This window comes from Microbacterium sp. APC 3901, assembly GCF_030407765.1.
GTDB lineage: Bacteria > Actinomycetota > Actinomycetes > Actinomycetales > Microbacteriaceae > Microbacterium.
This window is the reverse complement of the sequence record NZ_JASDCU010000008.1, coordinates 165,343-185,650: the sequence shown is the minus strand read 5'-3', so window position 1 is coordinate 185,650 and position 20,308 is coordinate 165,343. Positions and strand designations below refer to the sequence as shown.

19 protein-coding genes and 1 tRNA gene are annotated in these 20,308 nt (G+C 68.1%); 6 read left to right on the top strand and 14 right to left on the bottom strand.

Annotated features, from left to right (window positions below):
• Positions 1 to 405: HAD hydrolase-like protein (locus QMA07_RS09635; protein ID WP_290161349.1), on the bottom strand; the 405-nt coding region annotated here is incomplete at its 3' end.
• 91 nt (positions 406 to 496) lie between these two features.
• On the opposite strand from QMA07_RS09635, the gene QMA07_RS09630 reads away from it, so the two are divergent.
• Entirely contained in the window at positions 497 to 1,345 is an 849-nt protein-coding gene (locus QMA07_RS09630; RefSeq protein ID WP_290161348.1) for a PAC2 family protein, read from the top strand.
• Between the two features lie 27 nt (positions 1,346 to 1,372).
• On the opposite strand, the gene QMA07_RS09625 is transcribed toward QMA07_RS09630, so the two are convergent.
• Together QMA07_RS09625 and QMA07_RS09620 are read right to left on the bottom strand one after the other, a co-directional pair.
• A complete protein-coding gene (locus tag QMA07_RS09625; RefSeq protein WP_140037031.1) occupies positions 1,373 to 2,197 on the bottom strand; it encodes an undecaprenyl-diphosphate phosphatase in 825 nt (274 codons plus the stop codon).
• 45 nt (positions 2,198 to 2,242) lie between these two features.
• Positions 2,243 to 3,538 (bottom strand): M20/M25/M40 family metallo-hydrolase, encoded by a 1,296-nt coding sequence (locus tag QMA07_RS09620; RefSeq protein ID WP_290161347.1) that lies wholly within the window; start codon positions 3,536 to 3,538, stop codon positions 2,243 to 2,245.
• A gap of 113 nt (positions 3,539 to 3,651) precedes the next feature.
• On the opposite strand from QMA07_RS09620, the gene QMA07_RS09615 reads away from it, so the two are divergent.
• Positions 3,652 to 3,734 (top strand) — tRNA-Leu (locus QMA07_RS09615).
• Between the two features lie 116 nt (positions 3,735 to 3,850).
• Here QMA07_RS09615 and QMA07_RS09610 read toward each other — a convergent pair.
• Positions 3,851 to 4,948 carry a VIT1/CCC1 family protein gene (locus tag QMA07_RS09610; protein ID WP_290161346.1) on the bottom strand — a complete coding sequence of 366 codons (1,098 nt, stop codon included), beginning with the start codon at positions 4,946 to 4,948 and terminating at the stop codon, positions 3,851 to 3,853.
• Between the two features lie 125 nt (positions 4,949 to 5,073).
• The gene (locus QMA07_RS09605) at positions 5,074 to 6,816 is read right to left on the bottom strand and encodes a DEAD/DEAH box helicase (protein ID WP_290161344.1); all 1,743 of its coding nucleotides are present in this window, start codon (positions 6,814 to 6,816) and stop codon (positions 5,074 to 5,076) included.
• Between the two features lie 145 nt (positions 6,817 to 6,961).
• Between QMA07_RS09605 and QMA07_RS09600 the strand changes: the two genes are divergently transcribed.
• Positions 6,962 to 7,789 (top strand): SGNH/GDSL hydrolase family protein, encoded by an 828-nt coding sequence (locus QMA07_RS09600; protein WP_290161343.1) that lies wholly within the window; start codon positions 6,962 to 6,964, stop codon positions 7,787 to 7,789.
• 14 nt (positions 7,790 to 7,803) lie between these two features.
• On the opposite strand, the gene QMA07_RS09595 is transcribed toward QMA07_RS09600, so the two are convergent.
• Positions 7,804 to 8,607: an RNA methyltransferase gene (locus QMA07_RS09595; RefSeq protein WP_290161359.1), complete on the bottom strand. Its 804-nt coding sequence runs from the start codon at positions 8,605 to 8,607 to the stop codon at positions 7,804 to 7,806.
• A 118-nt stretch (positions 8,608 to 8,725) separates the two neighbouring features.
• On the opposite strand from QMA07_RS09595, the gene QMA07_RS09590 reads away from it, so the two are divergent.
• Both QMA07_RS09590 and QMA07_RS09585 read left to right on the top strand, forming a co-directional pair.
• Positions 8,726 to 9,541, top strand: a complete 816-nt coding sequence (locus QMA07_RS09590; RefSeq protein ID WP_290161358.1) for a Sir2 family NAD-dependent protein deacetylase — start codon at positions 8,726 to 8,728, stop codon at positions 9,539 to 9,541.
• Positions 9,538 to 10,125 carry a histidine phosphatase family protein gene (locus QMA07_RS09585; RefSeq protein WP_290161342.1) on the top strand — a complete coding sequence of 196 codons (588 nt, stop codon included), beginning with the start codon at positions 9,538 to 9,540 and terminating at the stop codon, positions 10,123 to 10,125. Before QMA07_RS09590 ends, QMA07_RS09585 begins: the two co-directional genes overlap by 4 nt.
• A 24-nt stretch (positions 10,126 to 10,149) precedes the next feature.
• Here the strand turns inward: QMA07_RS09585 and QMA07_RS09580 are convergent, their stop codons facing one another.
• The 5 genes from QMA07_RS09580 to QMA07_RS09560 are packed head-to-tail and all read right to left on the bottom strand — an operon-like array spanning position 10,150 to position 16,078.
• A complete protein-coding gene (locus QMA07_RS09580) occupies positions 10,150 to 10,956 on the bottom strand; it encodes a CoA ester lyase (RefSeq protein WP_290161341.1) in 807 nt (268 codons plus the stop codon).
• On the bottom strand, positions 10,953 to 11,438 hold the full coding sequence (locus tag QMA07_RS09575) for a MaoC family dehydratase (RefSeq protein ID WP_290161340.1): 486 nt from the start codon (positions 11,436 to 11,438) through the stop codon (positions 10,953 to 10,955). The genes QMA07_RS09580 and QMA07_RS09575 overlap by 4 nt, the downstream gene beginning before the upstream one ends.
• Before the next feature lie 10 nt (positions 11,439 to 11,448).
• Positions 11,449 to 12,597, bottom strand: a complete 1,149-nt coding sequence (locus QMA07_RS09570; protein WP_290161339.1) for an acyl-CoA dehydrogenase family protein — start codon at positions 12,595 to 12,597, stop codon at positions 11,449 to 11,451.
• A gap of 2 nt (positions 12,598 to 12,599) precedes the next feature.
• A complete protein-coding gene (locus QMA07_RS09565; RefSeq protein ID WP_290161338.1) occupies positions 12,600 to 14,519 on the bottom strand; it encodes a biotin carboxylase N-terminal domain-containing protein in 1,920 nt (639 codons plus the stop codon).
• Positions 14,520 to 14,524: 5 nt separating this feature from the next.
• Positions 14,525 to 16,078, bottom strand: coding sequence for a carboxyl transferase domain-containing protein (locus QMA07_RS09560; protein WP_290161337.1), 1,554 nt, complete (start codon positions 16,076 to 16,078; stop codon positions 14,525 to 14,527).
• Positions 16,079 to 16,190: 112 nt separating this feature from the next.
• Here QMA07_RS09560 and QMA07_RS09555 point away from each other — a divergent pair, with 112 nt between their 5' ends.
• Entirely contained in the window at positions 16,191 to 16,784 is a 594-nt protein-coding gene (locus QMA07_RS09555) for a TetR/AcrR family transcriptional regulator (protein WP_290161336.1), read from the top strand.
• On the opposite strand, the gene QMA07_RS09550 is transcribed toward QMA07_RS09555, so the two are convergent.
• The 3 genes from QMA07_RS09550 to pdhA are packed head-to-tail and all read right to left on the bottom strand — an operon-like array spanning position 16,777 to position 20,266.
• Entirely contained in the window at positions 16,777 to 18,141 is a 1,365-nt protein-coding gene (locus QMA07_RS09550) for a dihydrolipoamide acetyltransferase family protein (RefSeq protein ID WP_290161335.1), read from the bottom strand. The two genes, QMA07_RS09555 and QMA07_RS09550, sit on opposite strands and share 8 nt — an antisense overlap.
• Positions 18,138 to 19,148 (bottom strand): alpha-ketoacid dehydrogenase subunit beta, encoded by a 1,011-nt coding sequence (locus tag QMA07_RS09545; protein ID WP_290161334.1) that lies wholly within the window; start codon positions 19,146 to 19,148, stop codon positions 18,138 to 18,140. The genes QMA07_RS09550 and QMA07_RS09545 overlap by 4 nt, the downstream gene beginning before the upstream one ends.
• 2 nt (positions 19,149 to 19,150) lie before the next feature.
• Complete coding sequence (gene pdhA / locus QMA07_RS09540) at positions 19,151 to 20,266, bottom strand: pyruvate dehydrogenase (acetyl-transferring) E1 component subunit alpha (RefSeq protein WP_290161356.1); 1,116 nt, start codon at positions 20,264 to 20,266, stop codon at positions 19,151 to 19,153.
• Positions 20,267 to 20,308 lie beyond the last annotated feature (42 nt).

The window sequence follows — 20,308 nt, the reverse complement described above, 5'->3', positions numbered from 1 at the left end:
GGCGACGACGATCTCGAAGGCTTCGAACTCGATCAGCTCGACGACGCTCAGAGCCATGCGACGCAGCGACATCGTGACGAGGCCGGTCGGGATGCCCGCCGACTTCAGATCCTGCAGCAGTTCGCGGGCACCGGGGCGGAAAGGCACTCCCTGAGTGCGCAGCGCATCCTGCACGCCATCGGTGAGCAGCGAGATGATCGCCTCGGCATCCATGTCGACACCGGCGTTCTGGAGGATGATCGCGCTGTCGATCAGACCGTTGCCGACGAGCTGGAGAGCGTCGTCGTGGGTCCACGTGCCCCCGAAGGATTCGACCAGCGCCGTCTCGGCCGCCATCCAATACGGCTCGGTGTCGACGAGGGTTCCGTCCATGTCCCAGAGGATCGCGCGGGGCTGTCTGCTCACCGAACCATGTTACCCGTGGCTCCGCCCGGTCCCCGCGCGGTCGGACTAGCCTGGAGGGATACCGATCCGGAACTGGCGAAGGGAGCCCACGATGGATGTCCTCGGTTCACGCATCGTCATCGTCGCCTTCGATGGCTGGAACGACGCGGGTGAGGCCGCGAGCGGCGCGATCGCCGCGCTGCGTTCAGCGAACGACTACGACCTCGTGCACTCCATCGACCCGGAGCTGTACTTCGACTATCAGTACACCCGACCGGCCACGAAGATGGATGCCGATGGCCGCCGCCAGCTCACCTGGCCGGAGGCCGGGCTGTGGCGCCCGCGCGACCCGGGGCCCGGTCCCGAGTTCTGGGTGCTGACGGGAGTCGAGCCCGCTCGCACGTGGCAGTCGTTCGCCGCGGAGTTCATCGACGTCGCCCTGCGCGACGACATCACCGGGTTCGTGACCCTCGGCGCGATGCTCTCGGATGTGCCCCACACGCGACCGATCTCGATCTTCGCGTCGAGCCAGAACGAGCAGGTCCGCGAGGCCCATGGCCTCGAGCGGTCGCTCTACGAGGGGCCCGTCGGCATCCTCAGCGTGATCGAGCACTTCGCCGAGAGCGCCTGCATCCCGACCGCGAGCCTGTGGGCGAGCGTGCCGCACTACGTGGCCTCGGCCACGCCTTCGCCGAAGGTCACCCTCGCGCTGCTCGACCGGCTCGAGGAGCTGACCGGTGTCGACGTCTCGCGCGATCACCTGCGTACGGAGGCCGCTGCATGGGAGGCGTCGATCGACGCGGCAGCCGCCGATGACGAGGACATGACGGAGTACATCCGTCAGCTCGAGCAGACCCGCGACACATGGGACTCCCCCGATGCATCGGGCGATGCGATCGCCCAGGCCTTCGAGCGCTACCTGAAGCGCCGCGGCGACGGCCCCGGCGACCACAAGCGCTGAGCTCGGCGGTCTCCGGGCGTCTCGTCGCTATGCCGCGATGACGCCGGTCCCGAGCAGGACCAGCAGCACCGTGCCCAGCAGGATGCGGTAGATCACGAACGGCAGGAAACTGCGCTTCGAGATGTAGTTCATGAAGAACGCGATGACCGCGAGCGCCACGACGAAGGCGATGCCGGTCGCCGCCAGCGTGTCGCCGAACGAGAAGAACGACGGCTCGTCCCAGCTCTTGAACAGCTGGTAGAAGCCACTGCCGAACACCGCAGGGATCGCCAGCAGGAACGCGTAGCGCGCGGCGGCCGCGCGCTCGTAGCCGAGAAAGAGCCCCATCGTGATGGTCCCGCCTGAGCGAGACACCCCGGGGATCAGCGCGAGCGCCTGCGCGAAGCCGTAGGCGATGCCGTGCGGATAGGTCAGCTGGTCGAGCTTGCGTCGCTTGGCGCCCACATGGTCGGCGATGCCGAGCAGGATGCCGAACACGATCAGCATGATCGCGACGATCCAGAGCGACCGGAAGACCGTCTCGATCTGATCTTGGAAGAGCAGTCCGAGCAGCACGATCGGGATACTGCCGATGATGATCATCCAGCCCATCCGGGCATCCGGGTCGGTGCGCGGCACCCTGCCCGTCAGCGACCGGAACCACTGCGCGATGATGCGGACGATGTCGCGCCAGAAGAACACCACGACCGCCGCCTCCGTGCCGATCTGGGTGATCGCGGTGAACGCGGCGCCAGGGTCCTCGCCGGACGGCAGGAAGGTGCCGAGGATGCGCAGATGCGCGCTGGAGGAGATCGGGAGGAACTCGGTCAGTCCCTGGACGATGCCGAGGATGAGCGCTTCGAACAAGTGCATGGAGGAGCTTTCTGAGTCGTGGTGCGCTGACGTGGAGCAGAGCGCTCAATACGTGCGCAGCAGATCGGCCAGCACCTGCTGACCGAAGACAAGCGATTCTACGGGCACGCGCTCATCGACTCCGTGGAACATCCCTGTGAAGTCGAGGTCGGCGGGAAGGCGGAGGGGCGCGAAGCCGTACCCGGTGATCCCGAGATAGGCCAGTGCCTTGTTGTCGGTCCCCGCACCCAGCAGGTACGGGATGACAGGGACGCCGGGGTCGTGACGGCCGAGGCTGGCCACCATCGCCTCGACGAGGTCGCCCTCGAACGGCGTCTCCATACCGATGTCTCGCACGACCGTCTGGATCTCGATGTCGTCGCCGACGATCTGCTGGAGCTCGGCGAGCACCTCGTCCTCTGTTCCCGGAATCACACGCACGTCGATCAGCGCTTCGGCTCGTTCGGGGATCACGTTGTGCTTGTACCCCGCGGTGAGAGCCGTCGGGTTCGTCGTCGTCCGGAACGACGAGCGGAGGAACGCCTCGGCGGGGCCGGCTGCGGCCGCGAGGGCATCAGGGTCGTCGACGGAGCGCCCGGTGAGGTCGCTGAGCCCCTGCAGGAGCGCTTCGGTGGTGGGTGTGAGTCGAAGCGGCCATCGCGTGCGCCCGAGGGCCGCGACGGCCTCGGAGAGCTTCGTGACGGCGTTGTCGTCGTGCAGACGGCTTCCGTGGCCGGCACGCCCCCTCGCGACGAGGCGGATCCAGATGAGCGCCTTCTCCCCCACCTGCAGCAGGTAGGCGCGGCGATCGTCGACCGTGATCGAATAACCGCCCACCTCGCTGATGGCCTCGGTCGCTCCCGCGAACCACTCCGGGTGGTTCTGCACGACGAGCGCCGAGCCCTCGACGCCGCCGTTCTCCTCGTCGGCGAAGAAGGCGAGCACCAGATCGCGCTCCGGCTGCTCCCCCGCACGCAGGAGGTCTGCGACAGCGGTGAGGATCATCGCGTTCATGTTCTTCATGTCGACCGCTCCACGCCCCCAAAGCAGGCCGTCTTTCACGATGCCCGCGAACGGGTCGACGCTCCAGTCCTCGGCCATGGCCGGGACCACGTCGAGGTGCCCGTGCACGACGAGGGCCCGCTTGCTCCGATCGCGACCGGGCACACGCGCCATCACATTCGTGCGCCGCGGGATCGGCTCGTAATACTCGACGTCCAGGCCCAGCTCCTGCAGATACGCGCCGACGTACTCGGCGGCCTCGCGCTCGCCCTTCGCGTTGCCTCCGCCGAAGTTCGAGGTGTCGAATCGGATCAGGTCGCTCGCAATGCGAACAACCTCGGGGAGAGCCACATCAGTCATGAGGTCCAGGCTATCGAAGCGCCGTGGCGCGCCCGGGCGTCGCCGCCGGTTTCTGAGAGGCTCGAAGCTCGTGCTAATGTAAATCTTCGTTCGGCAACGAACATCCAACACCTGCGCGGGTGGCGGAATGGTAGACGCGCTACGTTGAGGTCGTAGTGCCCGTAAGGGCGTGGGGGTTCAAGTCCCCCTCCGCGCACAGACAGGCCTCGGATATCCACTCGATATCCGAGGCCTTCTTCGTGCCCAGGGTCTTTCCGTGTCGTCAGGCAGGACTCGAGGTGAGCTCCTCGAGCCCTGTCTGACGGACCGGCGTCAGAGTGCTCCGACGCCGAACACCAGCCCGAGCACGTAGGTGACAGCCGCGGCGCCGAAGCCGATCGCCAGCTGCCGCAGCGCGCGACGCAGGGGTGGTCCTCCCGACAGGATGCCGACCATCGCTCCGGTCGACAACAGGGCGACACCCACCAGCACGAGCGCGACGACCACCGCGGTGGTCCCCTCCAGCCCGAAGATCCACGGGAGCACGGGAATGATCGCGCCGGACGCGAAGAGCAGGAAGCTCGAGATGGCCGCCGTCCAGTCGCTGCCGACGATCTCGTGGTCGTCCCCGGCGTGGATGTGGATCGGCCCCGTCGTCGTGCGCTCGACTCCGGCGCGCGCGGCGTCGACTATGCGCCGTGCGCGCTCGAGCGCCTCCTGCTGGCCGATTCCGCGTGCGCGGTAGACCAGAGCGAGTTCGTTCTCGTCGATGTCGAGGTCGGCGGCTGATGCGGCGGCGTCCTCGTTCGCTTCCGTCGACGCCAGAAGCTCGCGTTGGGAGCGCACCGAGACGAACTCCCCCGCCCCCATCGACAGGGCCCCGGCGAGCAGCCCTGCGATCCCGCTGAACAGCACGAAGGCGGAGCTCACGCCCGTGGCACCGATGCCGAGCACGAGCGCGAGGTTGCTCACCAGACCGTCGTTCGCTCCGAAGACGGCCGCCCTGAACGAACCGGACAGGCGGCGTCGCCCACGCGCAGCGAGGCCTCGGACCACCTCGTAGTGCACCTTCTCGTCGGCACGCATGGCAGGTGTCGCGTACTGCTCGGAGTCGTACGGGGATCTGGCTTCGGCGCTCTGCGCGAGCGCGAGGACGAAGATGGATCCGAAACGCCCGGCCATCCAGCCGAGCAGTCGTGAGCGGATGCCGGCTCGCGGCAGCCGTGCGGGCTCATCGCCCAGCAGATCGAGCCAGTGCTGCTCGTGGCGACGCTCGGCATCGGCGAGGCTGAGCAGGATCTCGCGCTCCTCGCCCGTGCGGCGGCTCGCGAGCTTCTGGTACACGTGTCCTTCCGCGCGTTCCTCCACGAGGTAGCGCGCCCAGCGGCGACGGTCTGCGGCGGTCGGGTCGGCGGCAGCGGGGGCTGTCATGAAGTCTCTCCTGATCGACGGCCCCGGGATCGGGGCAACCGTTCAACGCTAGCTTCGAGCTCCCGTCACGGCGGCACCCGGAGCAGGATTGCCAGCTTTTCGGGCCTCCGAACCGAGGAGCCGGTTCACGAGCGGACGCGCTTGCGCAGCACGTCGATGCGCGACTGCAACTGGGTGACCGTCGCCTGGGCGACTGCTGGACCACCACAGATTCTGCGCAGCTCAGCGTGCACCGCCCCGTGCGGCTCGCCCTTCTGGCGGGCGTAGAGCCCGACGAGGCTGTTCAGCAGCTGGCGCTGCTCACGAAGTGTGCGATGCAGCGGTGCAGGGAGCGTGGTCGTCTCGGTCGGTCCCGCCTCGGCCTCCCGCGTCTCCCGCAGCCGGGTCTGACGTGCCTGCCGCTGCATCAGCAGCTCGTGCACGTGCTCGGGCTCGAGAAGACCGGGGAATCCGATGAACTCCTCCTCCTCGGGCGTGCCCGGCTCGGCGAGCTGACCGAACTCCTGACCTTCGAACACGACCCGGTCGAAGTGCGCCACCGACGAGAGCGCCTGATAGCTGAACTCCTGCGTGAGTGCATCCGACGCATCGTCTTCGCGGTTGGCCGACTCGAGCAGTGAGTCCTCGAGCCCGTCGTCATCCTTCGACTGACGATCGAGCGCGTGGTCGCGCTGCTTGTCCATCTCGTTCGCGAGCCCCATGAGCACCGGAACCTGAGGCAGGAAGACACTCGCCGCCTCTCCCCTGCGGCGTGCCCGCACGAAGCGTCCGATCGCCTGCGCGAAGAAGAGCGGCGTCGAGGAGGAGGTCGCGTAGACCCCCACTGCCAGTCGGGGCACGTCGACGCCCTCCGACACCATGCGCACCGCCACCATCCAGCGATCCTCGCTGTTGCTGAACTTCTCGATGCGCTCGGAGGCGGTCGCGTCGTCGGACAGGACGATCGTGGGCTGCTGACCGGTGATGCTGTGCAGGATCTTGGCGTAGGCGCGCGCGACCGTCTGGTCTGTCGCGAGCACGAGTCCCCCGGCATCGGGCACGTGGTGCCTGATCTCGGTCAGACGACGATCCGCTGCGGAGAGCACCGCAGGCATCCACTCGCCCTCGGGGTCCAACGCCGTGCGCCAGGCCTGCGAGGTGACGTCTTTCGTGTTGTCCTGGCCGAGATGCGTCTCGAGCTCGTCGCCGGTGCTCGTGCGCCATCGCATCTTGCCCGCGTACATGTGGAAGAGCACAGGACGGACGACGCCGTCGGCCAATGCGCGCCCGTAGCCGTAGTTGTAGTCGGTGCGGGAGATGCGAGCACCGGACTCGTCAGGGTGGTACTCGACGAACGGGATCGGGGCGGTGTCGCTGCGGAACGGGGTGCCCGAGAGCAGCAGCCGGCGCTTCGCCGGTCCATACGCATCGCGGATCGCGTCGCCCCAGCTGAGCGCGTCGCCACCGTGATGCACCTCGTCGAGGACGACGAGCGTCTTGGCGTCTTCGGTCAGGTGGCGGTGCACAGACGACTTCGCGGCCACCTGCGCATAGGTGACCACGGCACCGTGGTAGTGGCGCGCCGGCGCCCAGTGGCTGTTGCGGAATCGCGGATCGAGACGGATGTGCACGCGAGCCGCCGCATCAGCCCATTGCGTCTTGAGGTGCTCGGTCGGAGCGACCACGATGATCCGGTTGACCTCGCCCATGCGCATGAGCTCGACCGCGAGCGTGAGGGCGAACGTCGTCTTTCCGGCGCCCGGTGTCGCAGCCACGAGGAAGTCGCGCTGGTCGGCCTGGAAGTACTGCTCGAGCGCCTCCTGCTGCCACGCGCGCAGCTTGTTCGCGGTTCCCCAAGGGGCACGCTGAGGAAAGGACGGAGAGAGCATCGAGACAACGATAATCGCTGCCGCCGACACTCGGCACGCTCGCGACTTCCGCCGCGCGCGTCTCGCCTGGACCCTTGCGCCCGGGTAGGCTCGGTCACTGCGCGGCCTCCACCGCACGGCTGCGCGCGTCGTGAAGGAGAGCTGGATGACAGATCAGGATTCGATCCGAACCCCGGAGCTCGACAACGAGAACCCTCACCCCTGGCGGAGGTTCGTCGCAATCGGCGACTCGTTCACCGAGGGCATCGGCGACCCGGACCCGTCGCAGCCCGGCAGCCACCGTGGCTGGGCGGACCGTGTCGCGGAGGTGCTCTCGCGTCAGGTCGACGACTTCGCCTACGCGAACCTCGCCGTGCGCGGCAAGCTGATCGGCCAGATCGTTCGCGACCAGATCGAGCCCGCCGTGGCGCTGCATCCCGACCTCATCTCGATCTGCGCCGGTGGCAACGACGTGATCCGGCCGGGCACCGACCCCGACGCGATCGCCGCCCAGCTCGAGGACGCCGTCGCGCGCCTGTCGTCGACGGGCGCCGCCATTCTGCTCTTCACCGGAATCGACACGGCCTTCACCCCGGTCTTCCGGGCGTTCCGCGGCAAGGTCGCCATCTACAACGAGAACGTGCGCGCTATCGCCGAGCGGCACGATTGCATCGTCGCGGATCAGTGGGCGCTCAAAGTCGTGCAGGACATGCGGTTCTTCGACGACGACCGCCTGCACTACAACTCGCTGGGCCACCACGAGGTCGCCCGAATGGCGCTGCGCGCGCTCAACGTGCCCAACGACCTCGAGGCCATGCAGCCCGAGACGATCCCGCTCCGCACGTGGCGCGAGGCCCGCACCGAGGACTTCGGCTGGGCCCGCGAGCACCTCGTGCCCTGGGTCCTCCGGCGCCTGCGCCACCAGTCGTCGGGTGATCACATCGCGGCCAAGCGCCCCGAGCCGTCCCCGATCGTCTTCCCTCCGACCGACTGACTGTCGTCAGCGGGTCAGGGCATCGTGAGTGCCCACAGCGCCACTGCAGCGGCGGACGCCACGTTCAGGGAATCCACGCCTCCGGACATGGGTATCGTCACGACCGTGTCGGCGTTGTCGAGGGCTGTGCGGGAGAGCCCGTCGCCCTCCGACCCCATGACGATGGCGACGCGTTCGGGGCGGTTCGCGATATACGCATCGAGCGTCACGGCGTCGTCGCTCAAAGCGAGAGCTGCGATGTCGAACCGCGCGGCGTGGAGGTCTGCCACGGCCGTCTCCCAATCCGTTATGCGAGTCCACGGCACCTGGAACACGGTCCCCATGCTGACGCGCACGCTGCGTCGGTACAGCGGGTCTGCTCCCCCGGGCGACACCAGCACGGCGTCGGCTCCGAGGCCCGCGGCCGCACGGAACGCGGCACCGACGTTGGTGTGATCACCGATGTTCTCGAGGATCAGCACGAGCTTCGCGGCCTCGATGACCTCACGCACGGTGGGCAGCTCGGGGCGATGCATCGAAGCGATCGTGCCCCGGTGGACGGCGAAACCGGTCACCGATTCAGCCACCGCGTCAGGGACGACGTACACCGGCACGTCGAGATCGCCGACGATCGCCCTGATGTCGTCCACGCGACGCTCCTGCACCAGTACGGAACGCGGACGATGGCCGGCGGCGACCGCCCGCGCGATCACCTTCGTCGATTCGGCGATGTACAGCCCGCCGGCCGGCTCCTGCACAGTCCGGAGCGCGGTGTCGGTGAGTCCTCGGTAGTCATCGAGTCGTCGATCGTCAGGATCGGTCACGCGCAGCAGTTCCACGAGCCCCAGTCTGCCATCGCCCGAGAAGCCGCCTCCGCGGTCGGCGCGGAGCATCGGCCACGCTGCACGTCGTAGACTCGCTCGGGGAGGTCCTGTGAGTGCATCGAGTCCGGTCGAGATGTCGGCCACCATCGCTCGCACCGCCGAACTCCTGCGCGGTCGCAAGATCGCATTGCTCACCGGCGCCGGCATCTCCACGGACTCGGGAATCCCTGCGTACCGCGGCGAGGGATCCCGTAACCGCACCGATCCGATGACCATCCAGAAGTACCTCGCCGATGACGACGCACGACGACGTTACTGGGTCGGGGGGCATCTGGGGTGGCGTGCGTTCGCCCGAGCCCAGCCGAACCCCGGCCATCTCTCGCTCGCCGCCATGGAGTCATCCGGCCACGTCAGCGGTGTCATCACCCAGAACGTCGACGGCCTGCATCTGCGTGCCGGCAGTTCTCATGTGATCGAAGTCCACGGCACGATGCGCAGGGTGCTCTGTCTGAAGTGCGGACAGGTGTTCGACCGTCGCGACATCGCGGTGCAGATCGAAGAGCGGAACCCGTGGATCACGATCCCCGAGAACGTGGCGTTGAATCCCGACGGCGATGTGCTCCCCGAGAGCACAGACGGCTTCATCGTCCCCGTATGCACCGTGTGCGAAGGGATGCTGAAGCCTGACGTCGTGTTCTTCGGCGAGTACGTCCCGCAGGGGCGTTTCAAGGCGGCCGAGTCGCTGCTCCGTGCCAGCGATGCGCTGATCGTCGCGGGCTCGTCCCTCGTCGTCAACTCCGGGGTGCGCCTCGTCGAACGCGCACGACGGCGCAGCATCCCCCTCATCATCATCAACCGCGAGCCCACGCGCGCGGATGTCTGGGCCGATGTCACCATCGCCGCAGGCACCAGCGATGTGCTCCCCGCGATCCAGGAGCTCCTCGAATGACACTGCTCACGCTCATCCGCCATGGCCAGACCGACTGGAACCTGGCTCGCCGGATCCAGGGGTCCACCGACATCCCTCTGAACGAGAAGGGACGCGCGGATGCACGGACCGCCGCAGAACTCCTCGAGGGCGTCACGCACCACTCGATCTACGCCAGCCCGCTGAAGCGCGCGCGGGAGACGGCCGAGATCATCTCCGAGAGTCTGGGACTCGGCTCACCCGTGCTCGTGCCCGACATGCGCGAGCGCGAATTCGGCGAGGGCGAGGGCATGCTCGTGTCGGAGTACATCGAGAAGTACGGCGACTGGCAGTCACCGGTCCCCGGGGCCGAGACGCTGGACGGAGTCGCGGAGCGGGCTCTCGTCGCGCTCGACGGGATCGCCCGTGATGCACGCCGCCGTTCGGCGCCGCTTGCGGAGTCCGTCATCGTCGTGACGCACGGAGGCGTGATCCGCTCGCTGATCGACCACGTCTCCGGTGGCACGCTGCCGCGCGTCGGTGAGGTTCTCGCGAACGGCTCTGTCCACCGCTTCGAAGCGTCCCCCGGATCCCTGCGCCTGATCGACCAGGGAATGCTCGTCTGACCGGTGCCCGCTCAGCTGCTCTGATCAGCGAGCACGACCGAGCACCGACCGGGCGTGCCTCAGCACGGGCTCGTCGATCATGCGTCCTCTGAAGCGGAAGACCCCTCGTTCGCTCTCGGCCGCAGCGAGCACTGCATGAGCCCATTCGACGCTGGCCTCGTCAGGCGCGTATGCGTCGCGGATCACCGCCACCTGACTCGGGTGGATGCACGCGGTCGCGATGAACCCCGATGCGGCAGCGTCGACCGCTTCGGATTCGAGACCGGCGACATCGTCGATGTCGACGTGCACCGCGTCGACGGCGCCTTTGCCCTGGGCCCCCGCCTCCAGCAGCACCCGCGAGCGTGCGTAGCGCGCGACATCGCGATAGCCGCCCTTCGGGGTGCGACTCGACGTTCCGCCGAGCGATGCCACCAGATCTTCCGCTCCCCACATCATCGCGACGACCTGAGGGTGCGCGGCGATCCGATCCGCAGCGTGGACGCCCTTCGCCGTCTCGCACAGGGCGATCAAGGAGAACGTCTCGTCGAAGGCGGCGAGGCTCGCCGCGGTCTCGGTCTTGGCGACCATCACGGTCCGGAGATCGGTCTGCGCGAGGGCCGCGAGATCGGCGGTGAACGCGTCGGATCCCGGCGCGTTGACCCGGACGATCACTCGCTCGCGGTCGAGATCGGCATCGATGAGATGCTGTCGCGCGCGCGCCTTGGCTTCGGGGAGCACGGCATCCTCGAGGTCGATGATGACCGCGTCCGCCTTCTCGAGAGCTCCGCGGAATCGCTCCGGTCGATCCGCCGGGCAGAAGAGCAGCGCGGGGCCGAGGTCGAACGTCAACGTCCCTCCTCCGGCAGGCAGTGCACGAGGACGGTTCGGGTCGCCGTCGCGACGACCGCGTCGTCCTGGTTGCGCCCGGTGTGGGCGATGGTCACGATCCCCTGCCCCGGACGCGAGGCCGACAGCCTCTTCTCGACGATCACGCTTTCGGTGTACAGCGTGTCACCGGCGAACAATGGGTGCGGGAAGCCGATCTCGCCGAACCCGAGCTGTGCGACCAGGGTGCCTTGGGTCAACTGCGCGACAGAAGCCCCGACCATCGTCGAGAGCGTCCACATCGAGTTGATCAGACGCTCGCCGAACGGTCGCTGGGCGTCCGCGAAGGCCGCGTCGAGGTGCAGCGCCTGGGTGTTCATGGTGAGAGTCGTGAAGAGAACGTTGTCGGCCTCGGTCGCCGTGCGTCCAGGGCGATGCAGGTAGCGCGCGTCCGTGACGAACTCCTCGAAGTAGAGTCCCCGCTGGACGATGTCGTTCGCGGTCATGCCTGCCACGCTACCCCGCGAGTCCCAGCGCCCGCGCGATCACGAGCAGCTGCACTTCGGTGGTGCCTTCACCGATCTCGAGGATCTTCGAGTCGCGGTAGTGACGGGCGACCGGGAACTCGTTCATGAACCCGTTGCCGCCGAAGATCTGCGTCGCATCTCTCGCGTTGTCCATGGCGGCCTCTCCAGCCACGAGCTTCGCGATCGCGGCCTGCTCAGCGAAGGGACGTCCTACGTCACGACGACGCGCCGCGTGGTGCCAGGCGAGTCGGGCTGTATGCACTCGGGCGCGCATGCGGGCGAGGGTGAACTGCGCGTTCTGTCGCGTGCTCAGGGCACTGCCGAAGATCGTGCGGCTCTTCGCGTAGTCGACCGCGGCTTCGAGACATCCTTCCGCCGCACCGGTCGAGAGGGCCGCGATCGCGATGCGCCCCTCGTCGAGGATGCTGAGGAAGTTGCGGAAGCCGCTCCCCTGCTGTCCCAGCAGGTTGCCCACGGGCACGCGCGCACCGGCGAAGCTGAGCGGATGCGTGTCGGATGCGTTCCAGCCGACCTTGTCGTACGGAGCCTCGACCGTGAAGCCGGGGGTGCCGTTGGGGACGATGATGGTCGAGATCTGCTTACGACCACCTTCATTGCCGGTGACGGCGGTCACGGTGACGAAGCGGGTGATCGGCGTGCCCGAGTTGGTGATGAACTGCTTCGATCCGTCGATGACCCATTCATCCCCTTCGAGACGAGCGGTCGTGCGGGTCGCGCCGGCATCGCTGCCGGCCTCCGGCTCGGTGAGACCGAAGCCCGCCAGGGCGCGACCGGCGAGCAGGCCGGGCAGGTACTCGCGCTTCTGCTCCTCACTGCCGAATCGGAACACCGGCATCGCCCCGAGGCTGACTCCGGCCTCGAGGGTGATCGCGATGGACTGGTCGACACGCCCGAGGGCCTCGATTGCGATGCCGAGAGCCATGTAATCGCCCCCTTGGCCGCCGTACTCCTCCGGGAACGGGAGGCCGAACAGCCCGAGATCACCCATCTGCGCCACGACGTCCATCGAGAGCGTGTGGGTGCGATCGGCTTCGTACGACTGCGGTGCGACGACCGCCTCCGCGAAGTCGCGCACCATCGCGGCGAGCTCGCGCTCCTCATCGGTCAGTTCGAACATGCTCAGTTCTCCTCCGTCGTCATGTGTGCGACCCGTTGATCGCGTCGTACCTGATCGCCGACGGCCACCGTCAGGCGCACCGTCCCGTCGTGGGGCGCCAGTACCGGATGCTCCATCTTCATCGCCTCGATCGAGACGAGCGGAGTGCCGGCTGTCACCTGGTCGCCGTCGCGGACATGCACCGCCACGACGCTTCCCGGCATCGGAGCCCGCGCATCCGGGCCGCTCTCGGTCTCGCGCCGCTGTCGCGCCCGCAGGCGGTGCAGCATGCGGGCGCCACGATCCAGCGGCCGCAGGTGCACCGTACGGCCGCCCTCACTCACCCAGACGCCGCCGTCGACATCCATCGCGACAGCCGCACGGGCTGCAGGTGCGTCGGATGCACGAGGGACGATCACCTCGCCCCGGTCAGTGAGGAAGGAGACCTCGTGGAGGTCGCGCTCGGTGAGCGCCTGCCACACCTGGCCCGCCCGTCGAACCATCCGGGCTTCGCCGACCGTGTCCTCCGCGTGCAGGACGGCGCGGCTCGCGGACGCCAGCATCGTCGGCGACGGCGGCTCGTCCTCGAGCGGCAGAAGCGTCTCGATGAGTCCGGTGTCGAGATCGCCCGCAATGACCCGCTCGTCGCGGCAGAGCAGCCGGAGGAACGCGATGTTGGTGTCGACACCCAGCACGACGGTTCTGCTCAGGGCCTCGTCGAGACGCCGGAGCGCTGTGGTCCGATCATCCGCGAAGGCGATCACCTTGGCGATCATCGGGTCGTAGAACCCCGTCACCTCGCTGCCGGTCTCGACCGCCGCGTCGACTCTGACACCCCGCGGCGGGTCGAAGAGCAGAATGCGCCCGGTCGACGGAAGGAACCCGCGCTCAGGTGACTCCGCGTACACGCGCGCCTCGACCGCGTGCCCCCGGACCGTGGGCGCCGAGTCGAGGTGTCCTCCCGCGGCGACGTCGATCTGGAGTGCGACGAGGTCGAGCCCGGTCACCTCCTCAGTGACGGGGTGCTCGACCTGCAGGCGGGTGTTCATCTCGATGAAGAAGACCTGATCCGGGGCATCCGCATCGATGAGGAACTCCACGGTGCCGGCGCCCACGTACGAGACGCTCACCGCGGCCTGCGTCGCAGCCTCGAGGAGCCGGTCCCTGGTGGCGTCGGGGATGCCTGCGGACGGAGCCTCTTCGATCACCTTCTGGTGGCGGCGCTGGAGTGTGCACTCGCGCTCGCCGAGGGCGATCACCGTGCCGTGCGTGTCACCGAAGACCTGCACCTCGATGTGGCGCGGGCGCCGGATGAGCCTCTCGAGGATGAGCGAGTCATCGCCGAACGCCGATCGCGCGACCCGCCGCGCGGAGGCCAATGCGGCGCTCAGGCCGGCCGGATTCTCGACGACCTCCATCCCCTTGCCGCCGCCCCCCGCGCTCGGTTTGACGAGCAGCGGGTAGCCGACCGCGGCAGCCTCTTCGGCGATCTCCGCGTCCGACAGACCTCTCGCGTCGAACCCGGGAACCACGGGGACCCCGGACCGGAGGACATGATCGCGGGCCTTGGCCTTGTCACCCATGATCTGGAGTGCCTCGATCGAAGGTCCGATGAACACGACGCCGCCCTCTGCGCAGGCCTCTGCCAGCCCCACGCTCTCCGAGAGGAAGCCGTAGCCCGGGTGGATGGCCTGCGCTCCGGTCGCACGCGCGGCCGCGATGACGGCGTCGATGTCGAGGTACGACTCGGCGACCGGCGCCGGGCCGATCCGCACAGCCTCGTCGGCCTCGCGGACATGGGGTGCGTCGGCATCCGCATCGCTGTAGACGGCGATGCTGCGGATGCCGAGAGTGCGCAGCGTGCGGATGATGCGCCGCGCGATCTCGCCACGATTGGCGACGAGCACCGTGTCGAAGTCACGGGAGGCAGAGGTGTTCGTCATGGCGGTCACATCCGGAAGAGGCCGAAGCGCGGTTCGGGCAGGGGGCTTCGCGCGACCACGTCGAGGGCGAGCCCCAGAAGGTCGCGGGTCTGGGCTGGATCGATGATCCCGTCGTCCCACAGGCGGGCCGTGGCGTAGTAGGGCTCGCCCTGGGTCTCGTACTGCTCACGGATGGGCTGCTCGAATGCCGCCCGCTCCTCGGAGCTCCAGGGCTGTCCACGGGCGGCGAGCTGGTCGTCCTTGACCGTCCCGAGAACCGATGCCGCCTGAGCGCCTCCCATCACCGAGATGCGGCTGGCCGGCCACGTCCACAGGAATCTCGGCGAGTACGCCCGTCCGCACATCGAGTAGTTGCCGGCGCCGAAGGATCCGCCGATGATCACCGTGAGCTTGGGCACGCGCGTGCTGGCTACGGCGGTGACCATCTTGGCTCCGTCCTTCGCGATGCCCCCCGCCTCTGCGTCCGACCCGACCATGAAGCCGGAGATGTTCTGCAGGAACACCAGGGGGATGCCCCGCTGATCGCAGAGCTCGATGAAGTGCGCACCCTTCAGCGCGGATTCGCTGAACAGCACACCGTTGTTCGCGATGATCCCGACCGGATGCCCGTGCAGCCGCGCGAACCCCGTGACGAGGGTCGTGCCGTACTCCGCCTTGAACTCGCGGAAGGTGTCGCCGTCGACCAACCGCGTGATGACGTCGTGCACGTCGTATGCGGCGTTGACGTCGACGGGGACGACGTCGTAGAGCGACCCCGCCTCTGACGGAACACGACTGTCGTGCACGTCCCAGGCCGGGGGAAGCGGCGCAGGAAGCGTCGCGACGATGTCACGCAGGATCTCCAGCGCGTGCTCGTCGTCTTCGGCGAGGTGGTCGACCACACCGCTGCGCCGGGCGTGCAGTTCGCCGCCGCCGAGATCTTCCGCGGACACGACCTCGCCGATCGCCGCCTTGACGAGCGGCGGACCACCCAGGAAGATCGTCCCCTGGTCTCGGACGATCACGGTCTCGTCGCTCATCGCCGGGACGTAGGCCCCGCCGGCCGTGCACGAGCCCAGCACGGCGGCGAGCTGCGGTATGCCCTCGGCTGACATCCTGGCCTGGTTGAAGAAGATGCGTCCGAAATGCTCCCGGTCGGGGAACACCTCGTCCTGCCTGGGCAGGAAGGCCCCGCCCGAGTCGACCAGATACAGGCAGGGCAGCCGGTTCTCGAGCGCGATCTCCTGCGCGCGCAGGTGCTTCTTGACCGTGAGCGGGTAGTACGTCCCGCCTTTCACGGTGGCGTCGTTGCACACCACCATCACGTGGCGTCCGTGCACGAGGCCGATCCCGGCGATGACTCCCGCGGCCGGCGCTTCTCCCCCGTACAACCCGTCTGCGGCCAGGGGCGCGACCTCGACGAAGGGACTGCCCTCGTCGAGGAGCCTGGTCACCCGGTCTCGCGGAAGCAGCTTGCCCCGGGAGAGGTGCCTCTCACGAGATGCCTCCGGCCCGCCTCGGGAGGCGACCGCGAGCCGTTCGTGCAGCTCGGCAGCGAGGGACTGCTGGGTTGCGGGCATCGTGACGTCCTCCTCGACCACACGGCGCCGGCGTCATCGCTCTGGCGCACTGGATGCTTTTTCGGTTAGTGTTCACTAACCGATCGCATCAGGTTAGCGAGGATTAACTGAGATGACAAGCCCCCCGACTGCGCGAGATCGCGCGAAGGCAGAGCGGTCGGACGCGATCCTCCGAGAGGCGGCGCGGCTCTTCGCAGAGAGCGGATACAACGGAGTGAGCCTCGAGGACATCGGCGCCGCCGTGGGCGTGTCCGGCCCGGCCGTCTACCGCCACTTCGCGGGAAAGCAGGCGCTGCTCGGCGCCGTGCTGATCAAGGTGAGCGACGACCTCGTCACAGGCGGCACCCGGGTGGCGTCCGACGGGCCCACGCCCGAAGAGCGCATCCGCGCACTCGTCGCCTTCCATGTGGAATTCGCCCTCGGCAACGCCGACGTGATCCGCGTGCACGATCGAGACGTCGTGCACCTCGCACCTCAGGATCACGCCGCGGTGCGACGCCTGCAGCGTGCCTACATCGAGCTCTGGATCGACACGCTGAGTCCTCTCGTCGACGCCGATGCCGACGAGCTCCGCCTACGGGTGCAGGCGTGCTTCGGATTGATCAACTCGACGCCGCACAGCACACGGGCGGCGGCCAGACGCCACTCCGCCACCGCGGCAGTGCTCGCCGCGATGGCGGAGTCGGCGCTCCGAGCGTCTACCTGAGGAGCATCGCCCGACCGGGTTCCTCCAGCACGTCGGCGACGTCCCTGAGGAATCTCGCGCCCTCCGCTCCGTCGACGATCCGATGGTCGAACGACAGGCTGAGCGTCATCATCTGGCGGAGGGCGATCTCGCCGCGGTGCTCCCACGGACGTCGACGGACGGCACCGACCGCGAGTATCCCCGATTGCCCAGGCGGGAGGATGGGGGTGCCTGCATCGACCCCGAACACCCCGATGTTCGAGATCGAGAACGTGCCGCCCGACAACTCCACCGGAGACGTCCTGCCCTCACGCGCCGTGGTGGCGAGAGACTTGAGCTCATCGGCGAGCTGAATGAGGCTCAGAGTGTCGGCGTCTCGGATGTGCGGCACGATGAGTCCCCGCTCCGTCGCTGCGGCGATTCCGAGATCGACGTACCCGAACTGCACGATCTCACCGGCGGAATCGTCCCACCGCGCGTTCAGCCCGGGGGCTCGGGTCAGGGCCAGACACACCGCCTTCGCCACGACGGCGAGCGGACCGATCCTGTGCTCGGACAGCGAGCGGTCGCCGCGCAGCGACTCGAGAAGGTCCATGGTCGCCGTCACGTCGACCGTGTGGAAGACAGTCACGTGCGGCGCGGTGAACGCGCTCTCGACCATCGCCGCGGCGGTGTGCTTGCGGACCCCACGGATGGGGATGCGTGTCTCACGCGAGTGCTCCCCGAGCCCTCTCGCGTCGTCCGGAACCGCAGCGCGTCGTTGTGTGGCTTCGGGCTGCTCGACGGTGATGCCGGTGCGGGAGACGTAGTCGTCGATGTCGACGCGCGTGATGACCCGATCTCCGACCGACGCGGCCACGAGGGCGAGGTCGACTCCGAGGCGCTTGGCGTACGCGCGCACCGGAGGGGTGGACCGAGGCCGTTCGACGACGACCTCGACGCTCGCCGTCGGCGAGGCGTCATGCGGTGCGGCCTCGAGAACGGCCGTGTCAGCCGTCGCTCTGACTCCGGCCGCACGTCTGGCGCGCCGAGCGGGGCGTCCTGATGCCGTTGGGGCCGCTCCGTAGCCGACGAGGTTGGGCTGCGCCTTCTCCTGTCCATCGATTCCGGTCGAGTCCGTGGCGGACGGCCCATCGGCCCCCTTCACGTCGAACCCGATCAAGGGAGCCCCGACAGCGATCGTCTGGCCCGCCTCGGCGTGCAGCGCGGCGACCACACCTTCGTAAGGAGAAGGCAGCTCGACGATCGCCTTGGCGGTCTCCACCTCTGCCAGCGTCTGGTTGAGCGTCACCGTGTCTCCGGGTGCGACGAGCCACTGGACCACCTCTGCCTCGGTCAGGCCCTCCCCGAGGTCCGGCAGTCTGAACTCCGCGTTCATACGTCTGCTCCCGTCAGGCTGTTCGGACGGTCGAGGACACGATCGACGGCATCCAGCAGGCGGTCGAGGTCCGGCAGGTGGTATTTCTCGAGCTTCGCCGGCGGATAGGGAACGTCGTGTCCCGTCACACGCAGCGGAGCGGACTCGAGGTAGTCGAAGCATCGTTCGGTGATGCTGGCGATCACCTCGGCGGCCATGCCGGCCTCGCGCGACGCCTCGTGGGCGACGACCACCCGTCCGGTCTTGCGGACCGACGTCGCGACCGTGTCGTAGTCGACGGGAGACAGGGAGCGCAGGTCGATGACCTCCAGCGAGATCCCTTCGTCCTCCGCAGCCTCGGCTGCCTGCAACGCGGTCGTGACCATCGCGCCGTAGGTGATGAGCGTCGCGTCGTCGCCTGCTCTGACGACACGTGCGAGTCCCATCGGCGCAGCATCCGCCAGAGGCGCGTCGAGGTCGACCTCGCCCTTGTGATGGTAGAGCCGCTTCGGCTCGAAGAAGATCACCGGATCGTCTGACGCGATGGCCTGACGCAGACTCCGGTAGGCGTCCTCGGGATTCGACACCGCGATCACGCGGAGTCCCGCCGTGTGCACGAAGTACGCCTCGGGCGATTCCGAGTGGTGCTCGGCGGCACCGATCCCTCCGGCCCACGGGATGCGGATCGTGATCGGCATCCGTACCCGCCCCTGTGTGCGGTAATGCAGCTTGGCGACCTGGGCGACGATCTGATCGAACGCCGGGTACACGAAGCCGTCGAACTGGATCTCGACGACGGGCCGATAGCCGCGGAACGCCAACCCGACCGCCATGCCGACGATGCCGGACTCTGCGAGAGGCGTGTCGATCACGCGATTCGCACCGAACTCGTCGAGGAGTCCGTCCGTGATGCGGAAGACGCCGCCGAGTCGGCCGATGTCCTCGCCCAGCAGCACGACCTTCTCGTCGTCGCGCATCGCCTGGCGGAGGCCGGCTCCGAGCGCCTTGCCGAGGGTGATCTGCGTCATCATCACACCTCGCCGTCGAAGGAAGCCAGGTACGTGGCGTACTCGTCGCGCTGGCGGTCGAGCCCGGTATGCGGCTCGGCATAGACGCCATCGAAGACGGCGAGCGGAGGGCGGGTCACCATGCTCAGGCACTCGGCGCGCATATCCCGTGCCGCGACGTCGGCGGCCTTCTGAGTGTCAGCGATCTGCTCGTCGCTCAGCTCGCCGATCGACAGCAGGTGCGCCTCCAGACGAGCGATGGGGTCGCGACGACGCCATGCCTCGAGTTCGTCCTCCCGGCGGTACCGAGTCGGATCATCGGCCGTGGTGTGCGGGCCCATCCGATAGGTCACCGCTTCGATGTAGGCGGGCCCGCTCCCCGATCGAGCGTGCGCGAGAGCCCAGCGCATCGCCGCCATGCACGCGAGAACGTCGTTGCCGTCGACCCGGAGGCTCGGGATGCCGAACCCGGGAGCCCGCCCTGCGATCGGATACTTCGACTGCACGGACACGGGCTCAGAGATGGCCCAGTGGTTGTTCTGACAGACGAAGACGACCGGGGCCTGATAGGAGGAAGCGAAGATCATCGCCTCATTGACGTCACCCTGACTCGTGGCGCCGTCGCCGAAGTAGGTGACCGCGACTTCGTCCGCGCCTTCATGACGGATGCCGAGCGCGTAGCCGACGGCGTGGAGCGTCTGCGCTCCGATGATGATCTGCAGCGGAGACACCCGAAGCGCTGCGGAGTCGTGACCCGCGCCCTCCTCGCCGCGCCACATGCGGACGAAGTCGCCGGGCTTCGCGCCGCGCGCATAGATGACTCCCGTCTCCCGATAGCTCGGGAAGACATAGTCCTGCGACGCGAGCGCCCTCGCTGTGCCGATCTGGGTCGCTTCCTGACCCTGGCACGGCGCCCAGAGTCCGAGCTGCCCCTGACGCTGGAGTGCGACGCCCTCCGCGTCGATGCGACGGAGGATGACCATGTCGCGATGCAGCGCCCGCAGCTGCGCTGCGTCGACGTCATCGACGAAGGAATCGAGCAGCGGGTTCGAGATCCGCTCGCCCTCAGGTGAGAGGATGCGCTCGGCGAGTTCGAGATCCTGTGCCGTATCGGCGATCGGGGTGATCTGCGGTGACATCATCGTCCTCCTCATTCGTGGCCGTCGTCACGGGTTCTACGC